The following is a 26,156-nucleotide window of genomic DNA, read 5'->3' as shown; positions in this document are numbered from 1 at the left end:
GCAGCTACGCTAGCCCACCGCCCGGACGCTCACGCGCGCCGAGGTGCCGGGCGCGGGTGATCATGGCGGCCCCGAACTTCGACCGCGCCTCATCGAGCGTGCCTTCGACCCGACGCCAGTCCTCGTCCTCGTCCCACAGCGCGATCGCCCCTCCGGCGGGCCGGAGACGCTCCGCGCGCACCCCGACCAGGCGCACAGGGTCGTGCCGCTCGATGTCGTCGAACAGGCTCCGGGCCACGTCGCCGATCCGCTGGCCGAGCGACGTGGGCTCGGGCAGCGACTGCGACCGCGTCAGCGTGGTGAAGTCCGCGAAGCGGATCTTGATCGCCACGACCCCCGCCTCCCATTCCGCGCGCCGCAGCCGCACCGCCACGCGGTCGGCGAGCCGCAGCAGCTCGGAACGCAGCAGGTCACGGTCGGTGACGTCGCGTTCGAAGGTCTCCTCGTGGCCGAGGCTCTTCTCAGCGCGGTGCGTCTCGACGGGACGCGGGTCGTGCCCGTCGGCGAGCTCGCGGATGCGTGCTGCGAGTCCCGGGCCGACGGCCCGTTCCAGCGTGGAGGCGGACGCCGCGCGGATGTCGCGGATGAGACGGATGCCGCGCGCCTCGAGCGCCTCGGCGGCCTTCGGCCCGACGCCCCACATCGCCCGCACCGGTCGCGGCGCGAGGAAGTCGGCGGTATCCGTGGCCGCGACCACCAGCATCCCGTCGGGTTTCGCGATGGTCGAGGCCATCTTCGCGACGTGCTTGGTGGCGGCGACGCCCACGCTGCAGGTGATGCCGACCTCGTCGGCCACCCGCCGTCGGATCAGCGCACCGATCTCGCGTGGACTCCCCCACAACCGCCGGGCGCCTCGGACGTCGAGGAACGCCTCGTCGATGGAGAGCGGTTCGACGAGCGGCGTGATCTGCTCGAAGATCGCCATCACCTGCGCGGAGACGGCGCGATAGCGGGTGAAGTCCGGGGGCACGATGCGTGCCGTCGGACACAGCCGGATCGCCTGCGCCACCGGCATCGCGGAGCGCACGCCGTAGCGGCGCGCCTCGTAGGACGCGCTGGAGACCACCGACCTGCCGTCCGGCGAGCCGATGATCAGGGGCAGTCCGCGCAAGGACGGGTCGTGCAGCACCTCGACGGCTGCGTAGAACGCGTCCATGTCGACGTGCAGGATCCCGGCGCCGGTGTCATCGGCATCCGCCGGCGAGACGATGCGTCCCGATCCGTCCCCGCGTCCCATCCCTCCATTCTCCCTCCCCCACCCGTTTGGGGCGGATTCTCGCGTTCGGGGCGGTTGTCGCCCGCCCCAAAGTCGAGAATCCGCCCCAAACCCGAGATGGAGGGTCTGCCGGGGCCGGGATGAGGGAGGCGGGGGATGCCGGGAGACGCGGGGCTACTGGGCGGCGCGCTCCAGGATGAGCTCGCGCACGCGGGCGGCGTCCGCCTGCCCCTTCATGGCCTTCATGACCGCGCCGATGATGGCACCCGCGGCCTGCACCTTGCCGTCCTGGATCTTGGCCAGCACGTCCGGCTGCGCGGCCAGGGCGTCGTCGATCGCAGCGACGAGCGCCCCATCGTCGGAGACGACGGCGAGTCCGCGCGCGTCGACGACCTCCTGCGGCGTGCCTTCACCGGCGATGACGCCTTCCAGCACCTGCCGGGCGAGCTTGTCGGTCAGGGTGCCGGCCGCGACGAGCTGCTGCAGCGCGGCGACGTCGGCGGGCGACACCAACAATGCGGCGTCGCGCTCCTGGGCGTTCGCGATGCGCGTGATCTCACCGGTCCACCACTTGCGCGCGGCGGCGGGCGATGCGCCGGCGGCGATGGTCGCCTCTACCTCGTCCAGCAGGCCCCCGTTGCGGACGTCCTGGAACTCCAGGTCGGTGAAGCCCCACTCCGCCATCAGGCGGCGCCGACGGGCGACGGGCTGTTCAGGCAGCGCGGCGCGCAGCTGCTCGATCAGCTCGGGCGCGGGCTGCACGGGCAGCAGGTCGGGCTCCGGAAAGTAGCGGTAGTCGTCGGCATCCGACTTCGGACGCCCCGGGGAGGTGACCCCGGTGTCCTCGTGCCAGTGCCTGGTCTCCTGCACGATGGTGCCGCCGTCCGCGAGGATCTGCGCCTGACGCTGGATCTCGTAGCGCACAGCCCGCTCGACGGAGCGCATGGAGTTGACGTTCTTCGTCTCGGTGCGGGTGCCGAGCTTCTCCTGCCCGCGGGGGCGCAGCGACACGTTGGCGTCGCAGCGAAGGTTGCCGCGCTCCAGGCGCGCTTCGGAGATGCCCAGCGCGCGCACGATGTCGCGGATGGTCTGCACGTACGCCTTGGCGACCTCCGGCGCGCGATGCTCGGTGCCGAAGATCGGCTTGGTGACGATCTCGACCAGCGGCACACCGGCGCGGTTGTAGTCCACCAGCGAGTACTCGGCGCCCTGGATGCGGCCGGTCGCGCCACCCATGTGGGTGAGCTTCCCGGCGTCCTCCTCCATGTGGGCGCGCTCGATCGGAATGGTCACCAGAGTGCCGTCCTCGAGCTCCACCTCGACCGAGCCCTCGAAAGCGATGGGCTCGTCGTACTGGGAGATCTGGTAGTTCTTGCCCAGGTCGGGGTAGAAGTAGTTCTTCCTGGCGAACCGACTGGACGGGGCGATCGAGCATCCCAGCGCCAGCCCGAGGCTGATCGAAGAGCGCACGGCGGTCTCGTTCACCACCGGAAGAGACCCGGGAAGGCCCAGGTCGACGGGGGCGATCAGCGTGTTCGGCTCGGCACCGTGGAACTCGTCATTGGCGGGATTCGGCGCGTCGGAGAACATCTTGGTGCGGGTGTTCAGCTCGACGTGCACCTCGAAGCCGAGGACGGGCTCGAACAGTTCGAGAGCCTTGTCGTAGTCCATGAGCTTGGCAGCGGCCATCAGCGGTCTCCTCCCAGGGCGGGGGCCTTGTCGAGCAGTGGTCCGCCCCACGAGTCGAGAAGCGCAGCCTCCAGGGCCGCACCGACGCGGTACAGGCGGGCGTCCTCGCGCGCGGGGGCGAGGAACTGGATGCCGACCGGCAGCCCGTCCTCGTCGGCGAGACCCGACGGGATCGAGATGCCGGGGACGCCCGCGAGGTTCGCCGGGATCGTCGTGAGGTCGTTGAGGTACATCTGCAGGGGATCGTCGATCTTCTCACCGATGCGGAACGCCGTCGTCGGGGCCGACGGAGTGGCGATCACGTCGACCTCACCGAACGCGGCGTCGAAGTCGCGCTGGATGAGCGTGCGCACCTTCTGGGCGCTGCCGTAGTAAGCGTCGTAGTACCCGGCCGACAGCGCATAGGTGCCCAGGATGATGCGGCGCTTCACCTCGGGTCCGAACCCCGCCTCACGGGTGGCGGACATGACGTCCTCGACCGTCGGGGCGCCGGACGGCGTGACGCGCATGCCGAAACGCACCGAGTCGAACTTGGCCAGGTTGCTGGACGCCTCCGCGGGGAGGATGAGGTAGTAGGCGGCGACGCCGTACTCGAAGTGCGGTGCCGAGATCTCGACGATCTCCGCGCCGTGCTTCTGCATCAGTTCGAGCGAGGCGTGGAAGGATGCCGCGACGCCGGCCTGGAATCCGGAGTCGGGCAGCTCGCGGATCACACCGACCTTGAGCCCCTTCAGCACCTCGCCGGAGGCGCCCTCGCGGGCGGCGGCAGCGAAAGAGGGCCACTCGTCGGTGAGCGAGGTGGAGTCCTTCGGGTCGTGGCCGCCGATCACGTCGTGCAGCAGACCCGAGTCCAGGACAGTGCGGGTCACGGGACCCACCTGGTCGAGGCTGGATGCCAGCGCGATGGCACCGTAGCGGCTGACGCCGCCGTAGGTCGGCTTGATGCCGACGGTGCCCGTCACGTGCGCGGGCTGGCGGATCGAGCCGCCGGTGTCGGAGCCGAGCGCCAGCGGGGCCTCGAAGGCGGCGACGGCCGCGGCCGACCCACCCCCGGATCCACCCGGGATGCGGTCGAGGTCCCACGGGTTGCGGGTGGGCCCGTACGCGGAGTGCTCGGTGGAGGAGCCCATGGCGAACTCGTCCATGTTGGTCTTGCCGAGCGGGACGAGCCCCGCTGCGCGCGAGCGCGCCACGACCGTGGCGTCGAACGGCGACATGTACCCTTCGAGGATCTTGGAGCCGCTCGTGGAGGGCTGGTCGGTGGTGACCAGCACATCCTTGATCGCAAGCGGGACGCCCGCGATCGGGCCGAGCTGTTCGCCTGCGGCACGGCGTGCGTCCACCTCAGCGGCCGCCGCGAGGGCGTGCTCGTTCACGTGCAGGAAGGCGTGCACGTCGCCGTCGACGGCGGCGATGCGGTCCAGGTGCGCCTGCGTCGCGTCGACGCTGGAGAGTTCGCCGGCGGCGATCTTCTCGCCGAGTTCGGCGGCGCTGAGCCGAATGATGTCGCTCACTGCTCTTCTCCCAGGATGGCGGTGACACGGAAGCGCCCGTCGGCGGCATCCGGTGCATTCTTCAGCGTCTGCTCGAGCGTCAGCGTCTGCCCGACCTCGTCGGGGCGGAACACGTTGCTCAGCGCGATCGGGTGGCTGGTCGCCGGCACCTCGGGCGTTGCGACTTCGGACACCTTGGCGATGTTGTCGACGATGGCGTCGAGCTGGCCGGTGAGGCTGGTCACCTCGTCGTCGGTGAGCTGGATGCGCGCGAGCACGCCGAGATGGCGTACGAGATCGGGGGTGATTTCAGACACCACCCCAGTCTAGGAGAGCGCGCCGGCCGCGCCGACCGGCCCGCGTAGGGTGGAACGGTGACGACGTTCGATCCTCCGCGCCCGTGGACCGCCAGCTACGCCGAGGGCGTGCCGGAGGATTTGGACCAGGTCTCCGGCTCACTGGTCGACATCGTGGCGGCATCCGCACGCGACTACCCCGATGCACCCGCGCTGCAGTTCTTCGGCAGGGAGACCACGTACCGCGACCTGCAGGCCGCCATCGATCGCGCCGCCGCGGGGCTGCGCGACCTGGGCGTCAAGGCCGGCGACCCGGTGGCGATCGTGCTGCCGAACTGCCCGCAGCACATCGTCGCGTTCTACGCGGTGCTGCGCATCGGCGCAGTGGTCGTCGAACACAACCCGCTGTACACCGCCCGGGAGCTGCGCAAGCAGTTCGAGGACCACGGCGCGAGAACCGCGATCGTGTGGAGCAAGGTCGTCGCGACCGTGCATGACTTCCCCGCCGACCTCGCCGTGACGAACCTCATCTCTGTCGACGTCACCCGCGCGATGCCGCTGCCGACCCGTCTGGCGCTGAGGCTTCCCGTCGCGAAGGCGCGCGAGGCGCGCGACGCGCTCACCGCCAGCGTGAAGGGCGCGATCTCGTGGGACGACGTGGCGTCCGCAGCCCCGCTTTCGGCATCCCATCCCCTGCCAGGGACCGATGATCTCGCGATCATTCAATACACGTCGGGCACCACCGGCACGCCGAAGGGCGCCGCGCTGACGCACCGCAACCTGCTCGCGAACGCCGCGCAGGCGCGCGCCTGGGTGCCGTCCATCCGCCGCGGCGAGGGCTGCGTGGTGTACGCGGTGCTGCCCATGTTCCACGCCTACGGGCTGACGTTGTGCCTCACGTTCGCGATGTCGATGGGCGCGCGGCTCGTGCTGTTCCCGAAGTTCGACCCCGACCTGGTACTCGAGGTGACGAAGAAGCATCCCGCGACCTTCCTGCCGCTCGTGCCGCCCATCGCGGAGCGCCTGCTCGCCGCCGCGAAGCAGAAGGGCGTCTCCCTCGCCGGCACCGACGTCGCGATCTCCGGCGCCATGGCGCTCGCACACGAGCTGGTGGTGCCGTTCGAGGAGGAGACCGGCGGCTATCTCGTGGAGGGCTACGGCCTGAGCGAGTGCTCCCCGGTCCTGATGGCGAACCCGGTTGCAGAGAACCGCGTGGCCGGCACCGTCGGCCTGCCGCTGCCCGGGACGGAGTGCCGGGTCGTCGACCCGGAGGACCCGACCGTCGACGTGCCGGCCGGATCCGCCGGCGAGCTGGTGGTGCGCGGCCCGCAGGTGTTCTCCGGGTACTACGGCAAGCCGGAGGAGACCGAGACGGTGTTCGTGGACGGCTGGTTCCGCACCGGTGACATCGTCACGATCGACGAGGCCGGGTTCGTTCGGATCGTCGACCGCATCAAGGAACTCATCATCACCGGCGGTTTCAATGTCGCTCCGACCGAGGTGGAGAGCGCGCTGCGACAGCATCCCGATGTCGCCGACGCCGCCGTCGTCGGTCTGCCCAGCGACCACTCCGGTGAGGAAGTGGTGGCCGCGATCGTCGTGGACGGCGCTCGGGACGTCGACGTCGAGGCGGTCCGCGAGTTCGCCCGCGGCATCCTCACCCCGTACAAGGTCCCCAGGCGTGTCTTCGTGGTGGACGAGCTGCCGAAGTCGCTGATCGGCAAGGTGCTGCGCCTGCAGGTGAAGGAGCGGCTGCTCACGCTGACCGGCGGGGAGTGAGCGCGGACAGCACCTGTCCAGGCGCACGCACTATCGTGGGCAAGTGACTGCTGACCAGACCACCCCCGCCGAGACCGCCGCCGACACCCCCGCCACGCCCGGATTCGAGGAGCTCGGCATCACCGGTCCGGTGCTGAAGGCGATCCGCGACCTCGGGTACGAGTCGCCGTCGCCGATCCAGTCGGCGACGATCCCGACCCTGCTCGCCGGGCGCGACGTGGTCGGCATGGCGCAGACCGGAACCGGCAAGACCGCCGCCTTCGCCCTTCCTGTGCTGGAACGTCTGGACGTGTCGCAGAAGTCGCCGCAGGCGCTGGTGCTGGCGCCGACCCGCGAGCTGGCGCTGCAGGTCTGCGAGGCGTTCGAGTCGTACGCGTCGAAGATGAAGGGCGTGCACGTGCTGCCCGTCTACGGCGGCCAGGGCTACGGCGTGCAACTGTCGGCGCTGCGGCGCGGCGTGCACATCGTGGTCGGCACGCCCGGCCGGATCATGGACCACCTCGCCAAGGGCACCCTCGATCTGTCCGAGCTGACGTACCTCGTCCTCGACGAGGCCGACGAGATGCTCAAGATGGGCTTCGCCGAGGACGTCGAGCAGATCCTCGCCCAGACGCCTGAGGAGAAGCAGGTCGCACTGTTCTCCGCGACGATGCCCGCCGCGATCCGCCGCCTGGCGCAGAAGTACCTGCGCGACCCCGAAGAGATCAGCATCAAGTCGAAGACCGCGACGGGTACGAACATCACCCAGCGCTACCTGGTTGTGTCCTACGCGCAGAAGGTCGACGCGCTCACGCGCATCCTCGAGGTGGAGAACTTCGACGGGATGATCGTGTTCGTCCGCACCAAGAACGAGACCGAGACGCTCGCGGAGAAGCTGCGCGCCCGCGGCTACTCGGCGGCCGCGATCAATGGCGACGTGCCGCAGGTGCAGCGCGAGCGAAGCGTGAACCAGCTCAAGGATGGCAAGCTCGACATCCTCGTCGCCACGGATGTCGCGGCGCGTGGTCTCGACGTGGAGCGCATCAGCCATGTCATCAACTTCGACATCCCTACCGACACCGAGTCGTACGTGCACCGCATCGGCCGCACCGGCCGCGCCGGCCGCACCGGCGACGCGATCAGCTTCATCACCCCGCGCGAGCGCTATCTGCTGAAGCACATCGAGAAGGCCACGCGTCAGCAGCCGACGCAGATGCAGCTGCCCAGCACGGAGGATGTGAACTCGACGCGTCTTGCCCGCTTCGACGACGCGATCACCGCCGCGCTGCAGGAGACGCACCGCATCGAGGGGTTCCGCGACATCATCGCGCACTACGTCCGCAACCACGACGTGCCCGAGGCCGATGTGGCCGCAGCACTGGCTGTGGTCGCCCAGGGCGAGACGCCCCTGCTCCTGGACGCCGAGAACGACGAGTTGTCCCGCGCCGTCGAGCGCGACAACCGGCCGCCGCGCGAGCGGAGCGACCGCGACCGCCCCGAGCGCGACTCACGCGGACCCCGCCGGGGTCGCGGAGACTACGCCCCGTACCGTATCGAGGTCGGCCGCCGGCACCGGGTCGAGCCGCGCCAGATCGTCGGCGCTCTCGCGAACGAGGGCGGCCTGGGCCGCGACGACTTCGGCGCGATCACCATCCGCCCCGACTTCTCGATCGTGGAGCTGCCGGCCAACCTCGACCCGTCGGTCCTCGACAGGCTGCGCGACACGCGCGTGTCCGGACGGCTGATCGAGATCAAGCCGGACCGCGCGCCGGGTCGCCGCACCGAGGGCCGCGACGGCGGGCGGGATGCCGGCGGCCGAGGCGGCTACGAGCGCCGGGACCGCGACGACCGTCCGCGCACCGACCGCGGCGACCGCCCGTTCCGGAAGCCCCGCCACCAGGACTGACGATCCGCCCGGCGCCGCCGCCCTGGCTCGGTCAGGGCACGCGCGGGACGAGTGCTTACCGCGCCGAGGCCGGACGCGACGCAGACGGCGGTGACGGCGCCCGCCGCGATCAGCGCGGCGAGCACGACGATCTGGAAGCGTCCCGCCTCCAACGGAGACAGCCCGCCGAAGATCGCCCCGACGAAGGCGCCAGGCAACACCACCAGCCCGGTCGTCTTCGTCTGATCGATGGTGGGGATGAGCGCCTCATGCACGGCGCGCCGTGCGAGGTGCACGGTCGCACGACGCGGCCTCGCCCCGAGCGCCAGCCACCCCTCCACCTGATCCCAGTGGTCGTGCACCGAGCCGACGAAGAGGCGCCCGGTGAGAGAGGCGGTGTTCATGGTGTTGCCGATGATGATCGCGCCGATGGCGAGCACGTAGCGCGGGGTCAGCTCCAGCGCGCCGCTGCCGAACACACCGAAGCCGGCGACGATCACCCCGGCCGCGATGGATGCGGTGATCAGCAGCGCTGAGCGCCCGCTCCAGCCGACGCGACCGATCCCCACGAGCGACGCGATGGCGAACATCACCACCAGCGCGACCGCGATCCACAGCGGCTGCGCGATGATGCCGCCCAGGATCAGGCTGATGGCAGCGAGTTGCACCGCGCCGCGCAGCACCGCGACCGCCGGCCCCCACGCGCCCGGGACGCCGAAGAGCAGCAGCGGGACGGTCGCGAATGCGATGAGCACGCCGATGCCGAGCAGGGTCGGCACGAGTTCGGGAAGGACCGCCGCGGTCACCCCAGCGCGTCCGGACCCTGCGTGACGAGGATGTGGAACTGCGCCGCGTCGAGGATGCGGATGCCGAGTTCCTCGGCCTTCGCCAGCTTCGACCCGGCCCCGGGACCGGCCGCGACGAAGTCGGTCTTCTTGGACACGCTGGACGCCGCCTTCCCGCCGGCCTTGATGATCGCCTCCTGCGCGCCCTCACGCGTATAGCCCTCGAGGGATCCGGTCGCGACGACGGTCAGTCCGTCGAGCACTCCCCCGCCCGCGGCGGCGGCACCAGGACCGGGGTGTCCCGGGGTCCACCACCGCACACCGGCATCCGCCCACCGCTGCACGATGTCCTGATGCCAGTCGACCGCGAACCAGTCCAGCAGCGAGTCGGCGATGATGCCGCCCACCCCCTCCACGGCGGCGAGTTCGTCGCGCGAAGCGGCGCGAATGGCGTCCAGCGATCCGAACCACTGCGCCAGCGCCCGCGCGGCGACCGGCCCGACGTGCCGGATGTTCAGGCTGACCAGCAGCCGCCACAGGTCCTTCGTCTTGGCTTTCTCCAGTTCGTCGAGCAGCTTCAGCGCCTGCGACGACGGTTGCGGCCCCTCGAGACCGGACTTGCGCTCCGCCGCGCTCGGGTTGCGGCGGAACGGCGCACGCGTCTTGGCGATGCCGTCGTCGTCCACTCGGGGCAGCCCGGTCTCGGCGTCCTTGACCACGACCTCGATGGGCACCAGGTCGTCGAGGGTCAGATCGAACAGCCCCGCCTCGGTCTGCAGCGGCGGGATTTCGGGCACGCTGGGCTGCGTCAGCGCCGCGGCGGTCACCTCGCCCAGCGCCTCGATGTCGAGCGCACCGCGCGAGCCGATGTGCTCGACCCGCCCGCGCACCTGCGCCGGGCAGGAGCGGGCGTTCGGGCAGCGCAGGTCGATGTCGCCCTCCTTCATGGGGCGCAGCGGCGTGCCGCACTCGGGGCAGTTCTCGGGCATCACGAACTCGCGCTCCGACCCGTCGCGGCGTTCGACGACGGGCCCGAGCACCTCGGGGATGACGTCGCCGGCCTTGCGGAGGACGACGGTGTCGCCGATCAGCACACCCTTCGCCTTGACGACGTCCTTGTTGTGCAGGGTGGCCTGGCGCACGACCGACCCGGCGACGTGCGCCGGCTCCATGACGGCGAACGGCGTGGCGCGGCCGGTGCGACCGACCGACACGACGATGTCGAGCAGCCTGGTCTGCACCTCCTCCGGCGGGTACTTGTAGGCGATCGCCCACCGCGGCGCCCGGCTGGTGGCACCGAGCTCGTCGTGCAGGGCGAGCTCGTCGATCTTGACGACGATGCCGTCCAGTTCGTGCTCGATGTCGTGCCGGTGCTCGCCGAAGTGCTCGACGAAAGCCACCACCTCGTCGATGTCGCGGCACACCTCGGTGTGCGGGCTGGTCGGCAGACCCCACTGGGCGAGCAGGTCGTACACCTCGCTCTGCGCCGCGACCGGAGGGTCGGGCCAGGCGCCGATGCCGTGCACGTACAGCGACAGGGAGTTCGTGCGCAGCAGGCCGGCTTCCAGTTCCAGCCCGCTCTTCTTGTCCAGCTGCTGCCGCAGTCCGCCGCTCGCGGCGTTGCGGGGGTTGGCGAACGCCGGGAACCGGCGGGCCGCCGCGGCCTTCGCCTTGTCCTCGTCGAACGCCCGCTTCGCCCCCGTCCGTGTCTCCCAGCGCGCCTTGGCGTCGGCGAACGCCCGGTCGCGGAACTCGGCCTGCGCGGCGTTGAGCCGCTCGAACGCCGCCACGGGGATGAACACCTCGCCGCGGACCTCGACGATCGCCGGGTGCCCGCCGCCGGACAGCCTCTCGGGGATGTCGGCGAGCCGCAGAGCGTTCTCGGTGACGATCTCGCCCACCCGGCCGTCGCCGCGGGTGGCCGCCGAGGTGAGCACGCCGTTCTCGTAACGCAGGTTGATGGCGAGCCCGTCGATCTTCAACTCGGTCAGCCAGGCGACGTCGCGTCCGGCGGAGGCGCGCGTCTTGGCCGCCCAGTCGCGCAGCTCGTCGACCGAGAACACGTTGTCGAGGCTCAGCATCCGCTCGGCGTGCTCGATCGTCGCGAGCACCGTTCCCTCGGCCGCCCCGACCATCTGGGTCGGCGAGTCCTGCCCCTGCAGCTCGGGGTGCAGCCGCTCCAGCTCCTCCAGCCGGCGCATCCAGGCGTCGTACGTGGCGTCGTCGACGAGCGAGGTGTCCCGCCCGTAGTACGCGTCCTTCGCCTCCAGGATGCGGGTGGTCAGCTCCCCTGCCTCGGCACGGGCGTCTTCCAGCGAGATGTTCTCCGGCACCCGGCCAGTCTATGAGGGGGCGCCGACAGGGACCGCCGAGACGGTGCGGTCGATCGTGAACTGACCGAGCACGCGGGTGCCGACGTAGAGCACGGCGCTCTGTCCGGGGGCGACGCCGTCCAGGGGCGCGTCCGGGAGGACCCGCACACCGGCATCCGTCACGAAGGCGGTCGCCGGCACCGGCTCGGCATGAGCGCGGATCTGCACCTCGCAGGGGAACTCGGATGCCGTCGGCGCGGCGCCGGCCCAGCTGAACCGCTCGCCGGAGATCTCGGCGGTGGCCAGTGCCGCCTTCGGGCCGACCACCACCGTGTTCGACACCGGACGCACCTCGAGGACGAACCGCGGCTTGCCGTCGGGGGCGGGGACGCCGAGCTTCAGCCCCCGGCGCTGCCCCACCGTGAACGCATGCGCACCGTCGTGCGATCCGACGACGGCACCGGAACGGTCGACGATGTCGCCCGGCGCGGTGCCCACCTTCTCGGCGAGCCAGCCGCGGGTGTCGCCGTCCGGGATGAAGCAGATGTCGTGGCTGTCCGGTTTCTGCGCCACGCTCAGACCGCGCTCCTCCGCCTCGGCACGCACCAGCGCCTTGGACGGGGTCGACCCGAGCGGGAAGTAGGTGTGCGCGAGCTGATCGGCGTTCAGCACGCCGAGCACGTATGACTGGTCCTTCGCCGAATCGGAGGCCCGGTGCAGCTCCAGCCCGTCCGGCCCCTCGACGAGCGTGGCGTAGTGGCCGGTGCACACCGCGTCGAAGCCCAGCTCGATGGCGCGCTCCAGCAGCGCGGCGAACTTGATCTTCTCGTTGCAGCGCAGGCACGGGTTGGGGGTGCGGCCCGCCTTGTACTCGGAGACGAAGTCCTCGATCACGTCGTCGCGGAAGCGCTCGGAGAAGTCCCACACGTAGAACGGGATGCCGAGCCGGTCGGCCGCGCGGCGGGCATCCATGGCGTCCTCGATCGTGCAGCAGCCGCGACTGCCGGTGCGGAGGGTGCCGCCGGCGCGGGACAGGGCGAGGTGCACGCCGACGACGTCGTGCCCTGCCTCGACGGCGCGCGCAGCGGCCACCGCAGAGTCGACTCCCCCGCTCATCGCCGCCAGAATGCGCATGGGGTCCAGTCTACGAGCGGGTGGCTGGCAGCGGGCCGGATGGGGCGTTTCGTCTCGCTCGCTGCGCTCGCTCGCTCAACGACCGAGGAACGGGCTCGCTGCGCTCGCTCAACGACCGGGGAACGGACTGCTGCGCTCGCTCGCTCAACGACCGGGGGACGGGTGCGAAGCGCGCGCGTAGACGTCGGCGATCACCGCGAGGACGGCGTCCACGTCGGCGTCGGTGGACGTGCGCCCGAGCGTGAACCGCAGCACGCTGTGGGCGTCGCGTTCGCTGCGCCCCATCGCCATCACGACATGCGACGGTTCGGCGACCCCGGCCTGGCACGCCGAACCGGTGGACGCCGCCACGCCGGCCATATCGAGCAGGAACAGCAGGCTCTCCCCCACCGCCCCGGGGAACAGCACGTGCGCGTTGCCGGGGAGCCGGTCCACCGGGTCACCCAGCAGCTGCGCCTGGGGCACTGCCCGCCGGATACCGTCGATCAGCCGGTCGCGCAGGCGGCGCAGCCGTGCTGCCTCGCTGTCCCGCTCGGCCTCGGCGGCGTCCAGCGCGGCCGCGAACGCGGCGGCTCCCGCGACATCCTGGGTGCCGGCGCGCAGGCCGCGCTGCTGCGACCCGCCGTGCAGCAGCGGCGCGATTCGTGCGGTGCGGGCGACGACGAGCGCACCAATCCCGACCGGCGCGCCGATCTTGTGGCCGGCGACGCTCATCGCGACCAGCCCGGCGCCTGCCGGCGCGTCGCCGCGCAGCCCACGGAACGACAGCGGCAGATGCCCGAGCGCCGCGACCGCGTCCAGGTGCAGTGGCACGCTCGCCGTCGCCGCGTGACGTGCCAGCCCGGGTGCGTCGTTGATGGTGCCCGACTCGTTCCCCGCGATCAGAGCGGTGGCCAGGGCTGCACCGGGCAGCGCTGCGCTGAACTGCCCGGCATCGATGCGTCCGACGTCGTCGACGCGCACCGGACGCACGACGGCGCCCTCCGCGGCGAGGGCGGCGACGGCGTCCATGGTCGCGTGGTGTTCGGCATCCGGCAGCACCACGGCATCGGAACCCGCCGGCCGCGACCGCCACAGGCCGTACAGCGCGGTGTTGATCGCTTCGGTGCCGCCGGAGGTGAACACCACCTCGATGGGGTCGCACCCGAGCACGGCCGCGGCACGTTCGCGCGCATCCTCCAGCATCCGCCTGGCGTCCTGCCCCGCACCGTGCGTCGACGACGCGTTGCCGATCAGGTCGGACGCAGCCAGCCAAGCCCTGCGCGCCTCGGGACGCAACGGCGTCGTCGCCGCATGGTCGAGGTAGAACCGCATCCGTCCATTCTCCCACTCCGCCGTTGCCGACGGCCGAGCGCCGACGACACTCGGGCTCGACCGAGGTGAGACGCGGATTCACCGGAAGCCCCTTTCGCCCTCTATCCTGTTCCTCATGTTCCTGCCGTCCGCGACCGCCCCTGGAGGGGACGTCTTGAACGACCTCGGAGTGCGGCTGCACGACGGCGTCGGCACCCTCCGCGTCTGGTCGACGAACGCGTCGTCGATGGAGCTCGTGGTCTTCGACACCGACGACCTCGACTGGGAGATCGCGCAGACCCCGCTGGAGCGCCGCCCCGGAGGCGTCTGGGAGGTGACGAGCGATCTGCTGCAGCCGGGCGCCCGCTACGCGCTGCGCGTCAACGGCCCGCACGGCCCTGGGCACGTCTTCAACCCGGAGACCCTGCTGCTCGATCCGTACTCGCGTGGCCTCGCCCAGGGCGACGGCTACGAGGAGTGGCGCTCCGTGGTCATCGAGGACGGTTTCGACTGGGGCGGCGTGCGCAAGCCGAAGACTCCCCTCGACCGCACGGTCATCTACGAGGGGCACATCAAGGGGCTCACCAAGCGGCATCCCGACGTCACCCCGGCACTGCACGGCACGTACGCCGGGCTGGCTCACCCCGCGATGATCGACTACCTCCACTCGCTCGGCGTGACCGCCGTCGAGCTGCTGCCTGTCCACGCCTTCGTGCCCGAGCCGCGACTGCTCGAGCGTGGACTCACCAACTACTGGGGTTACAACACCCTGAACTTCTTCACCCCGCACACCGCCTATGCCACGGAGGCGGCCCGCCGGCGCGGTCCGGAGGCGGTGCTCGCCGAGTTCAAGGGCATGGTGAAGCTGCTGCACGAGGCAGGACTCGAAGTCATCCTCGACGTGGTCTACAACCACACCAGCGAGGAGGGCATCGGCGGGCCCCGCTCGAGCCTGCGCGGCATCGACAACGCCTCGTACTACCGGCAGCTGGAGGACGGTGCGTACGTCGACACCACCGGGTGCGGGAACACCCTGGACACCTCGGTGGACGCGGTGGCGCGCCTGGTGCTCGACTCGCTGCGGTACTGGGCGACCGAGATGCAGATCGACGGCTTCCGCTTCGACCTGGCCACCGCACTCGGTCGCAACGCCCAGCACGAGTACGACCGCGAGCATCCGCTGCTGCGCGCGATCACCGACGATCCCGTGCTGCAGGACGTGAAGCTGATCGCCGAACCGTGGGATGTGGGGCTCGGCGGCTGGCACACCGGCAACTTCCCGGTCGGCTGGAGCGAGTGGAACGACCGCTACCGCGATCGTGTCCGCAACTTCTGGCTCAGCGACATCGACTACGCCCGGCGCGCGTCGCCCCCGGTCGGCGTCGGCGGTTTCGCGAACCGGCTCGCCGGGTCCGCCAACACGTACTGCGAGGAGCGCGGACCGCTCGCGAGCATCAACTTCATCACCGCGCACGACGGTTTCACGCTGCACGACCTCGTGTCGTACGACGCGAAGCACAACGAGGCCAACGGCGAGCACAACCGTGACGGCGCGGACACGAACCGTTCGTTCAATCACGGCGTCGAGGGTGAGACGGCCGACGTGGTGATCCTCGAGACCCGCCGCAAGGCGATGCGGAATCTGCTCGGCACGCTGTTGCTGTCCGCCGGCATCCCGATGCTGACGGCGGGCGACGAGTTCGGGCGCACCCAGCGCGGCAACAACAACGCGTACTGCCACGACTCGCCCCTCACCTGGCTGAACTGGGAGCACGAGCAGTGGCAGAAGGACCTGTCCGCGCACGTGTCCCTGCTCACCCGTCTCCGCGCCGAGAACAGGGCGCTCCGCCCCAGCAGGTACGCGCGGCTGGGCGAGCACATCCCGGAGGCGTCCGTCATGGACTGGTTCGACCAGAACGGCGACACCATGGAGGCGGAGCGGTGGAACGACCCCCGCAACCGCACGCTGCAGTACGTCGCGGAGGCCGCCCCCGAGGACGGCGAGACCAACCGCATCCTGCTGATCGTGCACGGCACCGAGGCGCCGATCGACGTGCGGCTTCCGGAGACCCTCGACGGCGCCACGGCGTTCGTGTCGCTGTGGTCGAGCGCCGACGAGGTGCCGAGCACCGAGAACCTGCGGTACGAGCCCGGCGCGGTGCTGCCGATCCCTGGCACCTCGATGCACCTGTTCCGGGTGGAGTGAACGGGCAGAGCCGGCATGTGACACACCGGCTTCCGAGGGTGTCACCGGCCGTCGCCCGCGCTGTACATTCAAGGTGTGGCAGCACGAACCGCTCAAGCACCTGCGGCGCTGAGAAGCCCCGCGCAGATCCCACTGCGGCCTGCCGTCGAGACGAGGCCGCGTGCGCGCGCGGGCCGGATCCCGCTCACCGACGCCTCGCCCCGAGTGCCCGGCGGCTACCCGGCGAAGGCGTTCGCCGGCGAGGTGGTGCCGTTCCGTGTCGTCGCCTTCCGTGAGGGGCACGACAGGATCGGGGTGCACCTGCGCCTGACCGGCCCCTCCGGTGAGGAGAGCCTGCACCGTCTCACCGCGCTGAAGGACGGCACCGACGGCTGGGTCGCCGAGGTCGCGATCGACCTTCCCGGGGTGTGGAAGTACCGGTTCGAGGCGTTCGCCGACGACTTCGCCACGTGGGCGCACGCGGCCGAGGTCAAAGCGGACGCAGGCGTCGACATCCCGGTGATGTGCGCGCTCGGCGCGCAGCTGCTCACCGCCGCCGCGGCGGAGCCGGACCGCTCCGCCGCGGAGCGTCGCGCGTTGAAGGCCGCGGCGAAGCGGCTGAAGACGCCGGATGCCGATGAACTGCACGCCGTGTCCACCGACGAGACGCTGCTCCGGGCCTTCGCCGCCCGCCCCGCAGCATCCCTCGGCTCGGTCGGCGAGTGGATGACGCTCACGGTCGAGCGCCCGCTCGCCGGCGTCGGCGCATGGTACGAGTTCTTCCCTCGGTCGGAGGGTGCTGTGCGCCGCAAGGACGGCACGGTCAAGAGCGGCACCTTCCGCACCGCTGCGAAGCGCCTGCCGGGCGTCGCCGGCATGGGTTTCGACGTCATCTACATCGTCCCAGTGCATCCGATCGGCACGACCAACCGCAAGGGCCGCAACAACACCCTGACGGCCGAGCCCGGCGACCCCGGCTCGCCGTACGCCATCGGTGCGCCGGAGGGCGGCCACGACGCGATCCACCCGGAGCTCGGCACGCTGAAGGACTTCCGCGCGTTCGTGCGCGCCGCCAAGGCGCAGAACCTGGAGGTGGCCATGGACCTGGCCCTGCAGGCCTCCCCCGACCACCCCTGGGTGACCGAGCATCCGGAATGGTTCACCACCCTCCCTGATGGGACGATCGCGTACGCCGAGAACCCGCCGAAGAAGTACCAGGACATCTACCCGCTCAACTTCGACAACGACCCCGACGGCATCTACGCCGAGATGCTGCGGGTGGTGCGGCACTGGGTCGCTCAGGGCGTGAAGATCTTCCGGGTCGACAACCCGCACACCAAGCCGCTGGAGTTCTGGGAGTGGCTGATCGCGGAGATCAACGCCGAGGACCCGGACGTGATCTTCCTCGCCGAGGCGTTCACGCGTCCGGCGGTGATGCGCGCGCTGGCGGCGGTCGGGTTCCAGCAGAGCTACTCGTACTTCACGTGGCGCAACACGAAGGCGGAGCTGGAGGAGTTCCTCACCTCGGTGTCGCACGAGACCAGCGACTACATGCGCCCGAACCTGTTCGTCAACACGCACGACATCCTCACCGAGTATCTGCAGTACGGCGGACGGGCCGCGTACCGCATCCGCGCCTGCATCGCCGCCACCGCCGGGCCGGTGTACGGCGTGTACGCCGGCTACGAACTCGTCGAGAACGTGGCGCGTCCCGGCTCCGAGGAGAACATCGACAACGAGAAGTACGAGTTCAAGTTCCGAGACTGGGAGGGTGCGGAAGAGCGCGGCGAGTCGCTCGCGCCGCTGCTGCGTCGCCTCAACGAGATCCGCCGCCAACACCCCGCGCTGCGGCAGCTGCGCAACATCTCGTTCCACTGGAGCGACGACGACGCCGTGCTGGTGTACTCGAAGCATCTGGATGCCGCCTTCACCGGAACCGGCCGGCCGGACACGCTCATCGTGGTCGCCAACGTCGACCCGCACTCGGTGCGGGAGACCACCGTCCATCTCGACACCCGCATCTGGGGCGTCACGCCGGGAGACGAGTACGAGGTGGAGGATCTCCTCACCGGTGCGACCTGGACGTGGAAGGATCACAACTACGTGCGACTCGACGCTTTCGCCGAGCCGGTGCACATCCTGAGGGTGAAGGAGCCATCATGAGCTACATCGAGGACGTCACAGCCTCCCCTGACTGGGTCCGCGTCGCGCATGCGTCCCACCACGATCCGCATTCGGTGCTCGGGGCGCACCCGGGCACGGATGCCGTCGGGCGCACGACCACGACCATCCGCGCCCGACGACCGCTGGCGCAGTCCGTCGCCGCGGTGTTCGACGACGGCACGCGGCTGGATCTCGAGCACGTCGCCCACGGCATCTGGGAGGGCCGCCACGACGGCCCCCCGGTCTCGTACCGGCTCGCCACCGCGTACGAGGGCGCCGGCGAGACCGTCTCCGGCGACCCGTACCGTCACCTCGCGGCGCTCGGCGACATGGACCTGCACCTGATCGGCGAGGGTCGGCACGAGCGGCTGTGGGAGGTGCTCGGCTCGCACCTGCGGATGCTGGACGGCGAGACCGGGGTGGACTTCGCGGTCTGGGCGCCGAACGCCCAGGCGGTACGCGTGGTCGGCGATTTCAACGGCTGGAACGGCGAGGGCCACGCCATGCGGTCGATGGGTGTAAGCGGGGTGTGGGAGCTGTTCATCCCCGATCTCGGCGCCGGCACGCGCTACAAGTACGAGATCCTCACCGCCGACGGTCGATGGATCCTGAAGGCCGATCCGATGGCGCAGCAGGCCGAGGTTCCGCCCGCCACGGCATCCGTCGTCACCCTCAGCGCCTACACCTGGAACGACGGCGCTTGGCTGACGCGACGCGCGGCCACCCACGCCGTGTCGCATCCGATGTCGGTGTACGAGGTGCATCTCGGGTCGTGGCGTGGCGGGCTGGGCTACCGAGAGGCCGCCGACCCGCTCATCGAGCACGTGCTGTCGACCGGGTTCACCCACGTCGAGTTCATGCCGCTCGCCGAGCACCCGTTCGGCGGATCGTGGGGGTACCAGGTCTCCGGCTACTACGCGGCGACCAGCCGGTTCGGTTCGCCCGACGACCTGCGCTACCTGATCGACCGGCTGCATCAGGCGGGCATCGGCGTGATCATGGACTGGGTGCCGGGGCACTTCCCGAAGGACTCGTTCGCGCTGGCCCGCTTCGACGGCCAGGCGCTGTACGAGCACCCCGACCCGCGGCGCGGCGAGCACCAGGACTGGGGCACGCTGATCTTCGACTACGGGCGCAACGAGGTGCGCAACTTCCTCGTCGCCAACGCGCTGTATTGGTTCAGCGAGTTCCACGTGGACGGCCTGCGCGTGGACGCCGTCGCGTCGATGCTGTACCTGGACTACTCCCGGCGCGACGGCGAGTGGGAGCCGAACATCCACGGCGGCCGGGAGAACCTGGAGGCGATCCGGTTCCTGCAGGAGGTGAACGCCACCGCGTACCGGCTGCACAAGGGGATCGTGATGATCGCGGAGGAGTCCACCGCCTTCCCCGGGGTGACGGCACCGACCTCCCACGCGGGTCTCGGATTCGGCTTCAAATGGAACATGGGGTGGATGAACGACTCCCTCGTGTACATGAAGCGCGACCCGATCCACCGCTCGCACCACGAGGGCGAGATCACGTTCTCGTTCGTGTACGCGTTCGGTGAGAACTACATGCTGCCCATCAGTCACGACGAGGTGGTGCACGGCAAGGGAAGTCTGATCTCGCGGATGCCGGGAGACCACGCCCACAAGCTCGCCAACGTGCGCGCCTACCTGGGGTTCATGTGGGGTCACCCCGGCAAGAAGCTGCTGTTCATGGGTCAGGAGTTCGGCCAGATCGGCGAGTGGTCGGTGGACCGCGAGCTGGACTGGTGGCTGCTCGACCAGCCGTCGCACGCCCAGCTGAAGGAATTCGTCGGCTCTATGAACGCCGTGTACCGCGCCCAGGCGCCGCTGTGGGAGCGCGACAACGACGGCTCGTCGTTCTCGCGTCTCGGCGCGCCGACCTGGGACCCCAGCATCGTGGCGTTCGAGCGTCGCGACGCGCACGGGGGGCGTCTGGTGGTGGTGTCGAACTTCGCCGGCGCCACACGGACCGGGTACCGATTGGCGATGCCCGTGGAGGGCACCTGGCTCGAGGTGCTCAACACGGATGCCGCGGAGTTCGGCGGCGCGGGGGCCGGCAACTACGGCATGGTGACGGCGCATCCGGATGCCGATGACGCCCCGCCGGTCGCCACCATGACGATCCCCGCGCTGTCGACGCTGTGGTTCCGCTACCAGGCGGACCCGCACGTGCCCACGCCCACCCGGGGCTGAGGGTGCGACCGCGCGGCCGTGCAACGGCCGCACGGTCCGAGGTTCAGAACAGCAACGACGCCAGTCGCGTGCGCGCGGAGGCGACACGCGGGTCCGCGGAGCCGACCAGGTCGAACAGTTCCACCAGGCGCTCCCGCACCGGCGTGCGCTGCTCGGCGGGAAGCGCGGCGAACAGGTCGAGCAGCCGACCGAACGCGTCGTCGACGTGCCCGCCGGCGAGGTCGAGATCCGCCACGGCGAACTGTGCGTCGACGTCGAGCGGAGCGGAGGCCGCCGCCTCGCGGGCCTTCTGCAGATCGAGTCCCTGCACGCGGTGCAACAGCTTCACCTGACCGAGGCCCGCCTTGGCGTCCTCGTCGCGGGGGTTCTCGGCGAGAGCGCGCTCGTACGCCTCGATCGCCTTCGCGTAGTCACCGGCCTCGATCGCCTGGTACGCCTCGGCGTGCAGCGGGGGAAGCGGCGCCTCGACCGGCTGCTCCGCCGCGGCGCTCTCGCCATCGGCCGGGACCGTGCCGGTGATGCCGTTCTGCGCAGCGACCTCGAGAAGACGGGTGAACACCTCACGCACGTTCTCCTCCGGCACAGCGCCGGTGAACATGGGCACCGGCTGCCCGCCCAGCAGCGCCACCACCATCGGGATCGACTGGGCCCGGAACGCCTGCGCGATCTGCGGGTTGGCGTCCACATCCACCTTCGCGAGGACGACACGACCGGCCAGCTCGCGCGTCACCTTCTCGATGATCGGGCTCAGCTGCTTGCACGGGCCGCACCATTCCGCCCACAGGTCGACCACGACCGGGACGGTGCGCGACAGCTCGAGGATCTCACCGAACGACGCGTCCGTGACATCGACCACGACGCCCCCGGCCGGAGCGGCCGGCTGCGCGCCGCCGTCCTGCGGCTGCTGCGGCGCCGGCTGCGGGCGGTTGCGGAGAGAGGAGAGGTCGACCGCACCCCGAAGTGCGGCGGCAGAGATGTCGCTCACTTGATCACCTTCACGCTGAGGATGTCCTGATGTGCTGCCAGCAGACGGATCTGCTCCGTGGAACCCTGTGCGGGAACCGCGAAGAACAGCTGAAGACCGTACGTCGTGACGACGCCCTTCGCCGATTCGGAGGCGCCCGTCAGCGCCTTCGCGTCGGCGTTGTCGCCGAACCGGATGACGGCGTCGGCCGTGGTCGGGGCGACCGTCTCCGAGTCCGTGACGCTGATCGCGACGACGGCGCCGCTGTCCAACGTCGCCATGGACACCGGCTCGGCGTCCGTGGGGGCCATGTCGAAGCTCACCTTGGACGTCTTCGACGCTCCCTTGTCGGCAAGCCCCTTCACCACGCTCTCGCGGCTCTGCCTGATGTTCGCGGCCAGCTTCTGAGCCACCTCGTCGAAACGACCGGCGAACGCGCTCTTGTCACCGGCGTCCACGAAGTCGGCGAAGCCGTCGGCGAGCTCGGCAGGGGTCAGGGCGAGGAACGGGGACTCCGCCGGGATGCGCGTCGCGCCGAGCCAGACCGGAGCGACTTCCGGGAACTCGCCGGATGCCGGCATCTCGGCCATGTACGACACCTTGTAGTTCGACCACGGGTCCGCCTGCGTCATGGTGAGCATCACCGGAGGGACCGTCTCGTCGTCCTCGACGACCGTGAGCGCCAGCACGGTGCGCGGCCACGTCTCGGTTGCCTCGGGGAGCACGACCTTGACCTTGTCGCGCGGCGAGATCGTCGCACTCTTGCGGTCGGGGATCTTCGCCCGCAGGGCGTAGTCGGTGCGGCGCGCCTCCAGCGCCGCCCCCTCCAGACGCGTGGCGGCCATGTCGGCGTCGAGATCGGCATCCGCCTGTGCCACCGTCTCGGTGATCTGAGCGACGATGCGCGCAGCCTGCTTCTCCCCCACGGCGGGCGGCTTCTGGTTCTCGGGAGCCACGACCGTGGGCGACGGTGTCGGCGAGGGGGTGGCGGCGTCGAACCGCGGCCAGGAGTCCGCTGAGCAGCCGGTCGCGAGGGCGGCCGTCACAGCCAGCGCCGGCACGGCCAGGCCGAGGCGGCGCCGCAGGGAACGACGCTCGGCGCGGCCCGGGTTCGGCACCGTTCCGGCATCCGTTCCCGGCTCGATCGCGGCGCGCTCCGGCGCGGGATCCAGCATGATCGGTTCGGTGGGCGGCAGAGGACCAGGGCCCTTCCGACGAGGACCGCGACCGCGGCGCTGGTGGCGGATCGCGAGGATGTACAGCACCAGGCCGACCGCGAGGAGGATGCCGCCCGCCACCATCAGCGGGCCCGCCAGCGGCGTGCGCGTGTCGAGCGGCCAGGACACCAGCATGTCGGAGGGCGCGTCCTCGACCCCGTCGCGCGCGATCAGCACGCTGTTGCCCTCGGTGAGCTGCAGCTTGGCGACGAGGGAATCCTCGTCGACGAACGAGTCGAGCCACAGGTCGGAACCGCGCGGGTCCCGTCCGGAGGTCTCGGCGCCGTCCTCGCGCGGCACGGCCGCCTCGACGTGCTCGGATTTCGCCGTGCCCTTCTTCGTCAGGGACACATGGTTGTAGGCCGTGTCCGACAGCCAGGCGGTGAGGTCGGGGGTGCGACCGTAGGCGACGAAGATCTCGCCCTCGCCTCGCACGACGAGCGTCTGCAGACCGGGGTTGGCGCGGAGGACGTCCGCGTCGACGAGCACGTACGGCTCCGGCTCGGTGACGCTCAGCTCCATCCGCTGCTCGGACGGCCCCATGAAGACGGTGCGCTGAGCGATCCCGGCTCCTATCAGAACCGTGGCCAGCACGAAGGCCACGACGGCCCATACGAAACGCACGAAATGACTCCTTACGTGACCTCGGGCATCCGCCGACGGTCTCCGCTCGACGTTTCAGACTAGCGAAAGCACCTGTGCATTGCCCACGAGCACCCGCGTCGTGCCATCGGGACGCGCCGTGGAGCCGTGACACGACCGCGTCACCGGCAGGAACTAGGCTGGCGAGCGAACGTCAGGAGGAGCATGAAGATCCACAACCCGTTCCGGACAGCACTGGTGGCGACGCTCGGCGTGGGGCTGGGGATTCTCCTGATCGGCAGCCTGCAGACGCTCTCCACGGTGCTGCTCTACGTCGGCACCGCGTTGTTCCTCAGCCTCGGCCTCGATCCGCTGGTGACCTTCCTCGAGCGGCGCGGGCTGCCCCGCTGGGCGGCGGTGCTGACCACGATCATCGGGGTGCTCGCCATCTTCGCCGGCATCGTGCTGATGGTGGTGCCGATCCTGATCGACCAGATCAGTCAGCTGGTGAGCCAGATCACCGTCTTCCTGCAGGGTTCCACCATCGGCGACGTCAAGGAGTGGATCCTGTCGGTGTTCCCCGGGCTGCAGGAGAGCTTCGTGGACGACGCGTTCGCGAACGCGAACGGCTGGCTGCTGGACAACTGGACGCAGATCACCGAGAGCGTCGTCGTCGTGGGCTCGGCGATCGTCACCGGCCTGTTCGGCGCGTTCATCGTCCTGATCCTCACGATCTACCTGACCGCGTCCACCCCGTCGCTGAAGCGCGCGGTGTATCAGCTGGTGCCGGCATCCAAGCGCGAACGCTTCATCGACCTCGCCGACCAGATCACCGACTCGGTGGGCTACTACGTCATGGGACAGGTGACGCTGGGCGTCATCAACGGCGTGCTGAGCGCGATCTTCCTCACGATCATCCAGGCGCCGTTCCCGGCGGTGCTCGCGGTGGTCGCCTTCTTCTTCTCACTGATCCCGCTGGTGGGCACGCTCACCGGCTCCACCATCATCGTCCTGACCTGCCTGGTACCAGGGCTGGGGTCGCCTGCGACGGCGATCGCCGCGGGCATCTACTACCTGGTGTACATGCAGGTGGAGGCGTACTTCATCAACCCGCGCATCATGAGCCGCGCGGTCGCCGTGCCCGGCGCCGTGGTCGTGGTCGCCGCTCTGGCCGGCGGGTCGCTGCTCGGGCTGCTCGGGGCCCTCATCGCGATCCCGGTCGCGGCCAGCATCCTGATCATCTACCGCCAGGTGCTGATACCGCGGATGAACGAGCGCTGAACTCAGTCGGCCCAGTGCGTGGCCAGCGGCAGTGCGTCCGGGTTGACGGCGGCCACGATCTCGGTGAGGACGCGCCTGGTCTGGTTCTCGCCCACCCATAGGTGCTTCCCGCCGTCCACGGCGATGAGCCGCGCGTGCGGCACCGAGGCGAACCGCTTGCGGGCCTCGTCGGGACGAAGGTAGTCGTCGAACTCCGGCACCAGCACGACCATCTCGCGGGGGTCGTCCGCCCAGGCCGCCACTTCGCTCGGGGTGGCCCTGTGTAGCGGGGGCGAGAGCAGGATGACGCCCTCGACGTCATGGTCGCGCCCGTACTTCAGCGCCAACTCCGTTCCGAACGACCAGCCGACCAGCCAGGGGTGCGGCAGCCCGCGCGCCCGCACGAAGTCCATCGCGGCGGCCACGTCGAACTGCTCGGCCTCGCCGCCGTCGAAGGATCCTTCGCTCGTGCCGCGCGGCGAACTGGTGCCGCGGGTGTTGAAGCGCAGGACGGCGAGCTTCGCCTGCGCGGGCAGCCGAGCTGCCGCCTTGCGGATGATGTGCGAGTCCATGAACCCGCCCGCCGTCGGCAGCGGATGCAGCGTGACGAGTGTCGCGACGGGACGGCCCGACTCGGGCAGGGCGAGCTCGCCGACGAGCGTGAGTCCATCGGCGGTGTCCAGCTCGATGTCCTCGCGCAACGCCGGCAGCTCCACCGGGCCTCGGATCTCGTACGTCATGCGATCCTCCAACAGTGGGTGTGCCAATGCCGGCGGGCCGCCAGATCGGCTGCTTCTCCGAGCACGCCGTCGGCGCGCCAGGCGACCAGATGCGCGGTGCCCGCCTCGATGGAACGGCCGCACCCAGGGCACACGTAGTCCTTGATCGCCTGCGCACCGGAGACGGGTTGCACGGTCCACTCGTGTCCGCGCTTGGTCTCGGAGCGCTTCCATCCGGCCAGCAGGCGCTCGAAGGAGTCCTCGTCGCGGGCTGGCTCAGGTCGTCGTCGGCGTGAACGCGGCATGACGGCGGGTTACCACCAGTGGTTGCGCGTCCAGAACGAGTACGCTCCGGCCCAGCTTCCGTAGCGTCCCACGGCGTACCCGTTGCCCCAACGGAGGTTGTCGACCGGGTTGTATCCGTTACCGGGCACCTTGCTGCACGGCAGCGCCTGCACCAGACCGCAGGCACCCGACGACGGATTGGTCGCGTTCGGGTTCCAGCCGCTCTCCTTGGAGACGATGTAGTCGACATAGGCCCAGTCGCTCTGCGCGATGCCGGCCGCCGCCATCCAGTCCTCTTTGGACCCGCCGCCGCTGTAGCGCGGGCGTGCCGGGGCCGAGGATCCCGACGACTTCGACGTCGTGGTCGCGACCGGAGCGGGCTTCGGCTTGGGCTTAGGCTTCGGCTTGACGTAGACCTCGAATCCGGCGCGGGCGACGGGCTCCATGGAGCCGCCTTCGACCGTCACGGTGAGATCCTGGGTGTCCTCGGCCGCGAGAGAGTACGCCGTGACCGGCGCGTCTTCCGCCGGCGCCTCCGCGATGGCGACACCAGTGGGGGCGATCAGGGCCGCCGAGAAGCCGACGACGGCGAAGCCCGCCACGATCGCGCTGACGCGCCGACGTGCCGGCTTCGGACCCTTGGGTGCCGAGGGTGCGGCACCGCGGGCGGCTGAGATCAATTCGTTATCGGGAGTCACGATGGCCCCCAGTTTACG

The 26,156-nt window shown here is 70.3% G+C and carries 19 protein-coding genes; 6 read left to right on the top strand and 13 right to left on the bottom strand.

Translation table 11 applies throughout. The features are described 5' to 3' along the window. Nucleotides 1–4: 4 nt before the first annotated feature. From dinB to gatC, 4 genes are all read right to left on the bottom strand, one after another. Nucleotides 5–1,237, bottom strand: coding sequence for a DNA polymerase IV (gene dinB, locus RIF65_RS03580; protein WP_309064396.1), 1,233 nt, complete (start codon nucleotides 1,235–1,237; stop codon nucleotides 5–7). A gap of 153 nt (nucleotides 1,238–1,390) precedes the next feature. Then, a complete protein-coding gene (gene gatB, locus RIF65_RS03575) occupies nucleotides 1,391–2,905 on the bottom strand; it encodes an Asp-tRNA(Asn)/Glu-tRNA(Gln) amidotransferase subunit GatB (RefSeq protein WP_309064397.1) in 1,515 nt (504 codons plus the stop codon). After that, entirely contained in the window at nucleotides 2,905–4,419 is a 1,515-nt protein-coding gene (gene gatA, locus RIF65_RS03570) for an Asp-tRNA(Asn)/Glu-tRNA(Gln) amidotransferase subunit GatA (RefSeq protein WP_309064398.1), read from the bottom strand. The genes gatB and gatA overlap by 1 nt, the downstream gene beginning before the upstream one ends. After that, nucleotides 4,416–4,715, bottom strand: a complete 300-nt coding sequence (gene gatC / locus RIF65_RS03565) for an Asp-tRNA(Asn)/Glu-tRNA(Gln) amidotransferase subunit GatC (RefSeq protein ID WP_309064399.1) — start codon at nucleotides 4,713–4,715, stop codon at nucleotides 4,416–4,418. Before gatC ends, gatA begins: the two co-directional genes overlap by 4 nt. A gap of 57 nt (nucleotides 4,716–4,772) precedes the next feature. On the opposite strand from gatC, the gene RIF65_RS03560 reads away from it, so the two are divergent. Beyond that, nucleotides 4,773–6,473 carry a long-chain-fatty-acid--CoA ligase gene (locus tag RIF65_RS03560; RefSeq protein ID WP_309064400.1) on the top strand — a complete coding sequence of 567 codons (1,701 nt, stop codon included), beginning with the start codon at nucleotides 4,773–4,775 and terminating at the stop codon, nucleotides 6,471–6,473. A gap of 43 nt (nucleotides 6,474–6,516) precedes the next feature. Further along, complete coding sequence (locus RIF65_RS03555) at nucleotides 6,517–8,358, top strand: DEAD/DEAH box helicase (RefSeq protein WP_309064401.1); 1,842 nt, start codon at nucleotides 6,517–6,519, stop codon at nucleotides 8,356–8,358. Here the strand turns inward: RIF65_RS03555 and RIF65_RS03550 are convergent. The 4 genes from RIF65_RS03550 to RIF65_RS03535 all read right to left on the bottom strand — a co-directional run bounded on the left by RIF65_RS03550 (nucleotide 8,277) and on the right by RIF65_RS03535 (nucleotide 13,882). After that, on the bottom strand, nucleotides 8,277–9,143 hold the full coding sequence (locus RIF65_RS03550; RefSeq protein ID WP_309064402.1) for an ABC transporter permease: 867 nt from the start codon (nucleotides 9,141–9,143) through the stop codon (nucleotides 8,277–8,279). The two genes, RIF65_RS03555 and RIF65_RS03550, sit on opposite strands and share 82 nt — an antisense overlap. Next, complete coding sequence (ligA, locus tag RIF65_RS03545) at nucleotides 9,140–11,455, bottom strand: NAD-dependent DNA ligase LigA (protein WP_309064403.1); 2,316 nt, start codon at nucleotides 11,453–11,455, stop codon at nucleotides 9,140–9,142. Before ligA ends, RIF65_RS03550 begins: the two co-directional genes overlap by 4 nt. Nucleotides 11,456–11,464: 9 nt before the next feature. Further along, on the bottom strand, nucleotides 11,465–12,568 hold the full coding sequence (gene mnmA, locus RIF65_RS03540; protein ID WP_309064404.1) for a tRNA 2-thiouridine(34) synthase MnmA: 1,104 nt from the start codon (nucleotides 12,566–12,568) through the stop codon (nucleotides 11,465–11,467). Between the two features lie 144 nt (nucleotides 12,569–12,712). Then, nucleotides 12,713–13,882 carry a cysteine desulfurase family protein gene (locus tag RIF65_RS03535; protein WP_309064405.1) on the bottom strand — a complete coding sequence of 390 codons (1,170 nt, stop codon included), beginning with the start codon at nucleotides 13,880–13,882 and terminating at the stop codon, nucleotides 12,713–12,715. A gap of 115 nt (nucleotides 13,883–13,997) precedes the next feature. Here RIF65_RS03535 and glgX point away from each other — a divergent pair, with 115 nt between their 5' ends. From glgX to glgB, 3 genes are all read left to right on the top strand, one after another. Further along, a complete protein-coding gene (glgX, locus tag RIF65_RS03530; RefSeq protein WP_309064406.1) occupies nucleotides 13,998–16,067 on the top strand; it encodes a glycogen debranching protein GlgX in 2,070 nt (689 codons plus the stop codon). 75 nt (nucleotides 16,068–16,142) lie between these two features. Continuing rightward, nucleotides 16,143–18,209, top strand: a complete 2,067-nt coding sequence (locus tag RIF65_RS03525; protein ID WP_309064407.1) for an alpha-1,4-glucan--maltose-1-phosphate maltosyltransferase — start codon at nucleotides 16,143–16,145, stop codon at nucleotides 18,207–18,209. Next, nucleotides 18,206–20,413, top strand: coding sequence for a 1,4-alpha-glucan branching protein GlgB (gene glgB, locus RIF65_RS03520; RefSeq protein ID WP_309064408.1), 2,208 nt, complete (start codon nucleotides 18,206–18,208; stop codon nucleotides 20,411–20,413). Before RIF65_RS03525 ends, glgB begins: the two co-directional genes overlap by 4 nt. 43 nt (nucleotides 20,414–20,456) lie before the next feature. On the opposite strand, the gene RIF65_RS03515 is transcribed toward glgB, so the two are convergent. After that, nucleotides 20,457–21,398, bottom strand: coding sequence for a tetratricopeptide repeat protein (locus tag RIF65_RS03515; RefSeq protein ID WP_309064409.1), 942 nt, complete (start codon nucleotides 21,396–21,398; stop codon nucleotides 20,457–20,459). Continuing rightward, nucleotides 21,395–23,218 carry a glycosyl transferase gene (locus tag RIF65_RS03510; RefSeq protein ID WP_309064410.1) on the bottom strand — a complete coding sequence of 608 codons (1,824 nt, stop codon included), beginning with the start codon at nucleotides 23,216–23,218 and terminating at the stop codon, nucleotides 21,395–21,397. The genes RIF65_RS03515 and RIF65_RS03510 overlap by 4 nt, the downstream gene beginning before the upstream one ends. A gap of 183 nt (nucleotides 23,219–23,401) precedes the next feature. Here RIF65_RS03510 and RIF65_RS03505 point away from each other — a divergent pair, with 183 nt between their 5' ends. Then, entirely contained in the window at nucleotides 23,402–24,457 is a 1,056-nt protein-coding gene (locus RIF65_RS03505; protein ID WP_309064411.1) for an AI-2E family transporter, read from the top strand. A gap of 2 nt (nucleotides 24,458–24,459) precedes the next feature. On the opposite strand, the gene RIF65_RS03500 is transcribed toward RIF65_RS03505, so the two are convergent. From RIF65_RS03500 to RIF65_RS03490, 3 genes are read right to left on the bottom strand one after another with little or no spacing between them, the layout of a single operon-like run. Then, nucleotides 24,460–25,176 carry an alpha/beta hydrolase gene (locus tag RIF65_RS03500; protein ID WP_309064412.1) on the bottom strand — a complete coding sequence of 239 codons (717 nt, stop codon included), beginning with the start codon at nucleotides 25,174–25,176 and terminating at the stop codon, nucleotides 24,460–24,462. Continuing rightward, nucleotides 25,173–25,460 (bottom strand): hypothetical protein, encoded by a 288-nt coding sequence (locus RIF65_RS03495; RefSeq protein WP_309064413.1) that lies wholly within the window; start codon nucleotides 25,458–25,460, stop codon nucleotides 25,173–25,175. Before RIF65_RS03495 ends, RIF65_RS03500 begins: the two co-directional genes overlap by 4 nt. Nucleotides 25,461–25,469: 9 nt before the next feature. Beyond that, entirely contained in the window at nucleotides 25,470–26,138 is a 669-nt protein-coding gene (locus tag RIF65_RS03490; RefSeq protein WP_309064414.1) for a transglycosylase SLT domain-containing protein, read from the bottom strand. Between the last annotated feature and the right edge of the window lie 18 nt (nucleotides 26,139–26,156).

The organism is Microbacterium sp., assembly GCF_031180975.1.
Taxonomy (GTDB): domain Bacteria; phylum Actinomycetota; class Actinomycetes; order Actinomycetales; family Microbacteriaceae; genus Microbacterium.
Note: the sequence above shows the minus strand (reverse complement) of the source record. Positions and strands in the feature narration are given on the sequence as shown.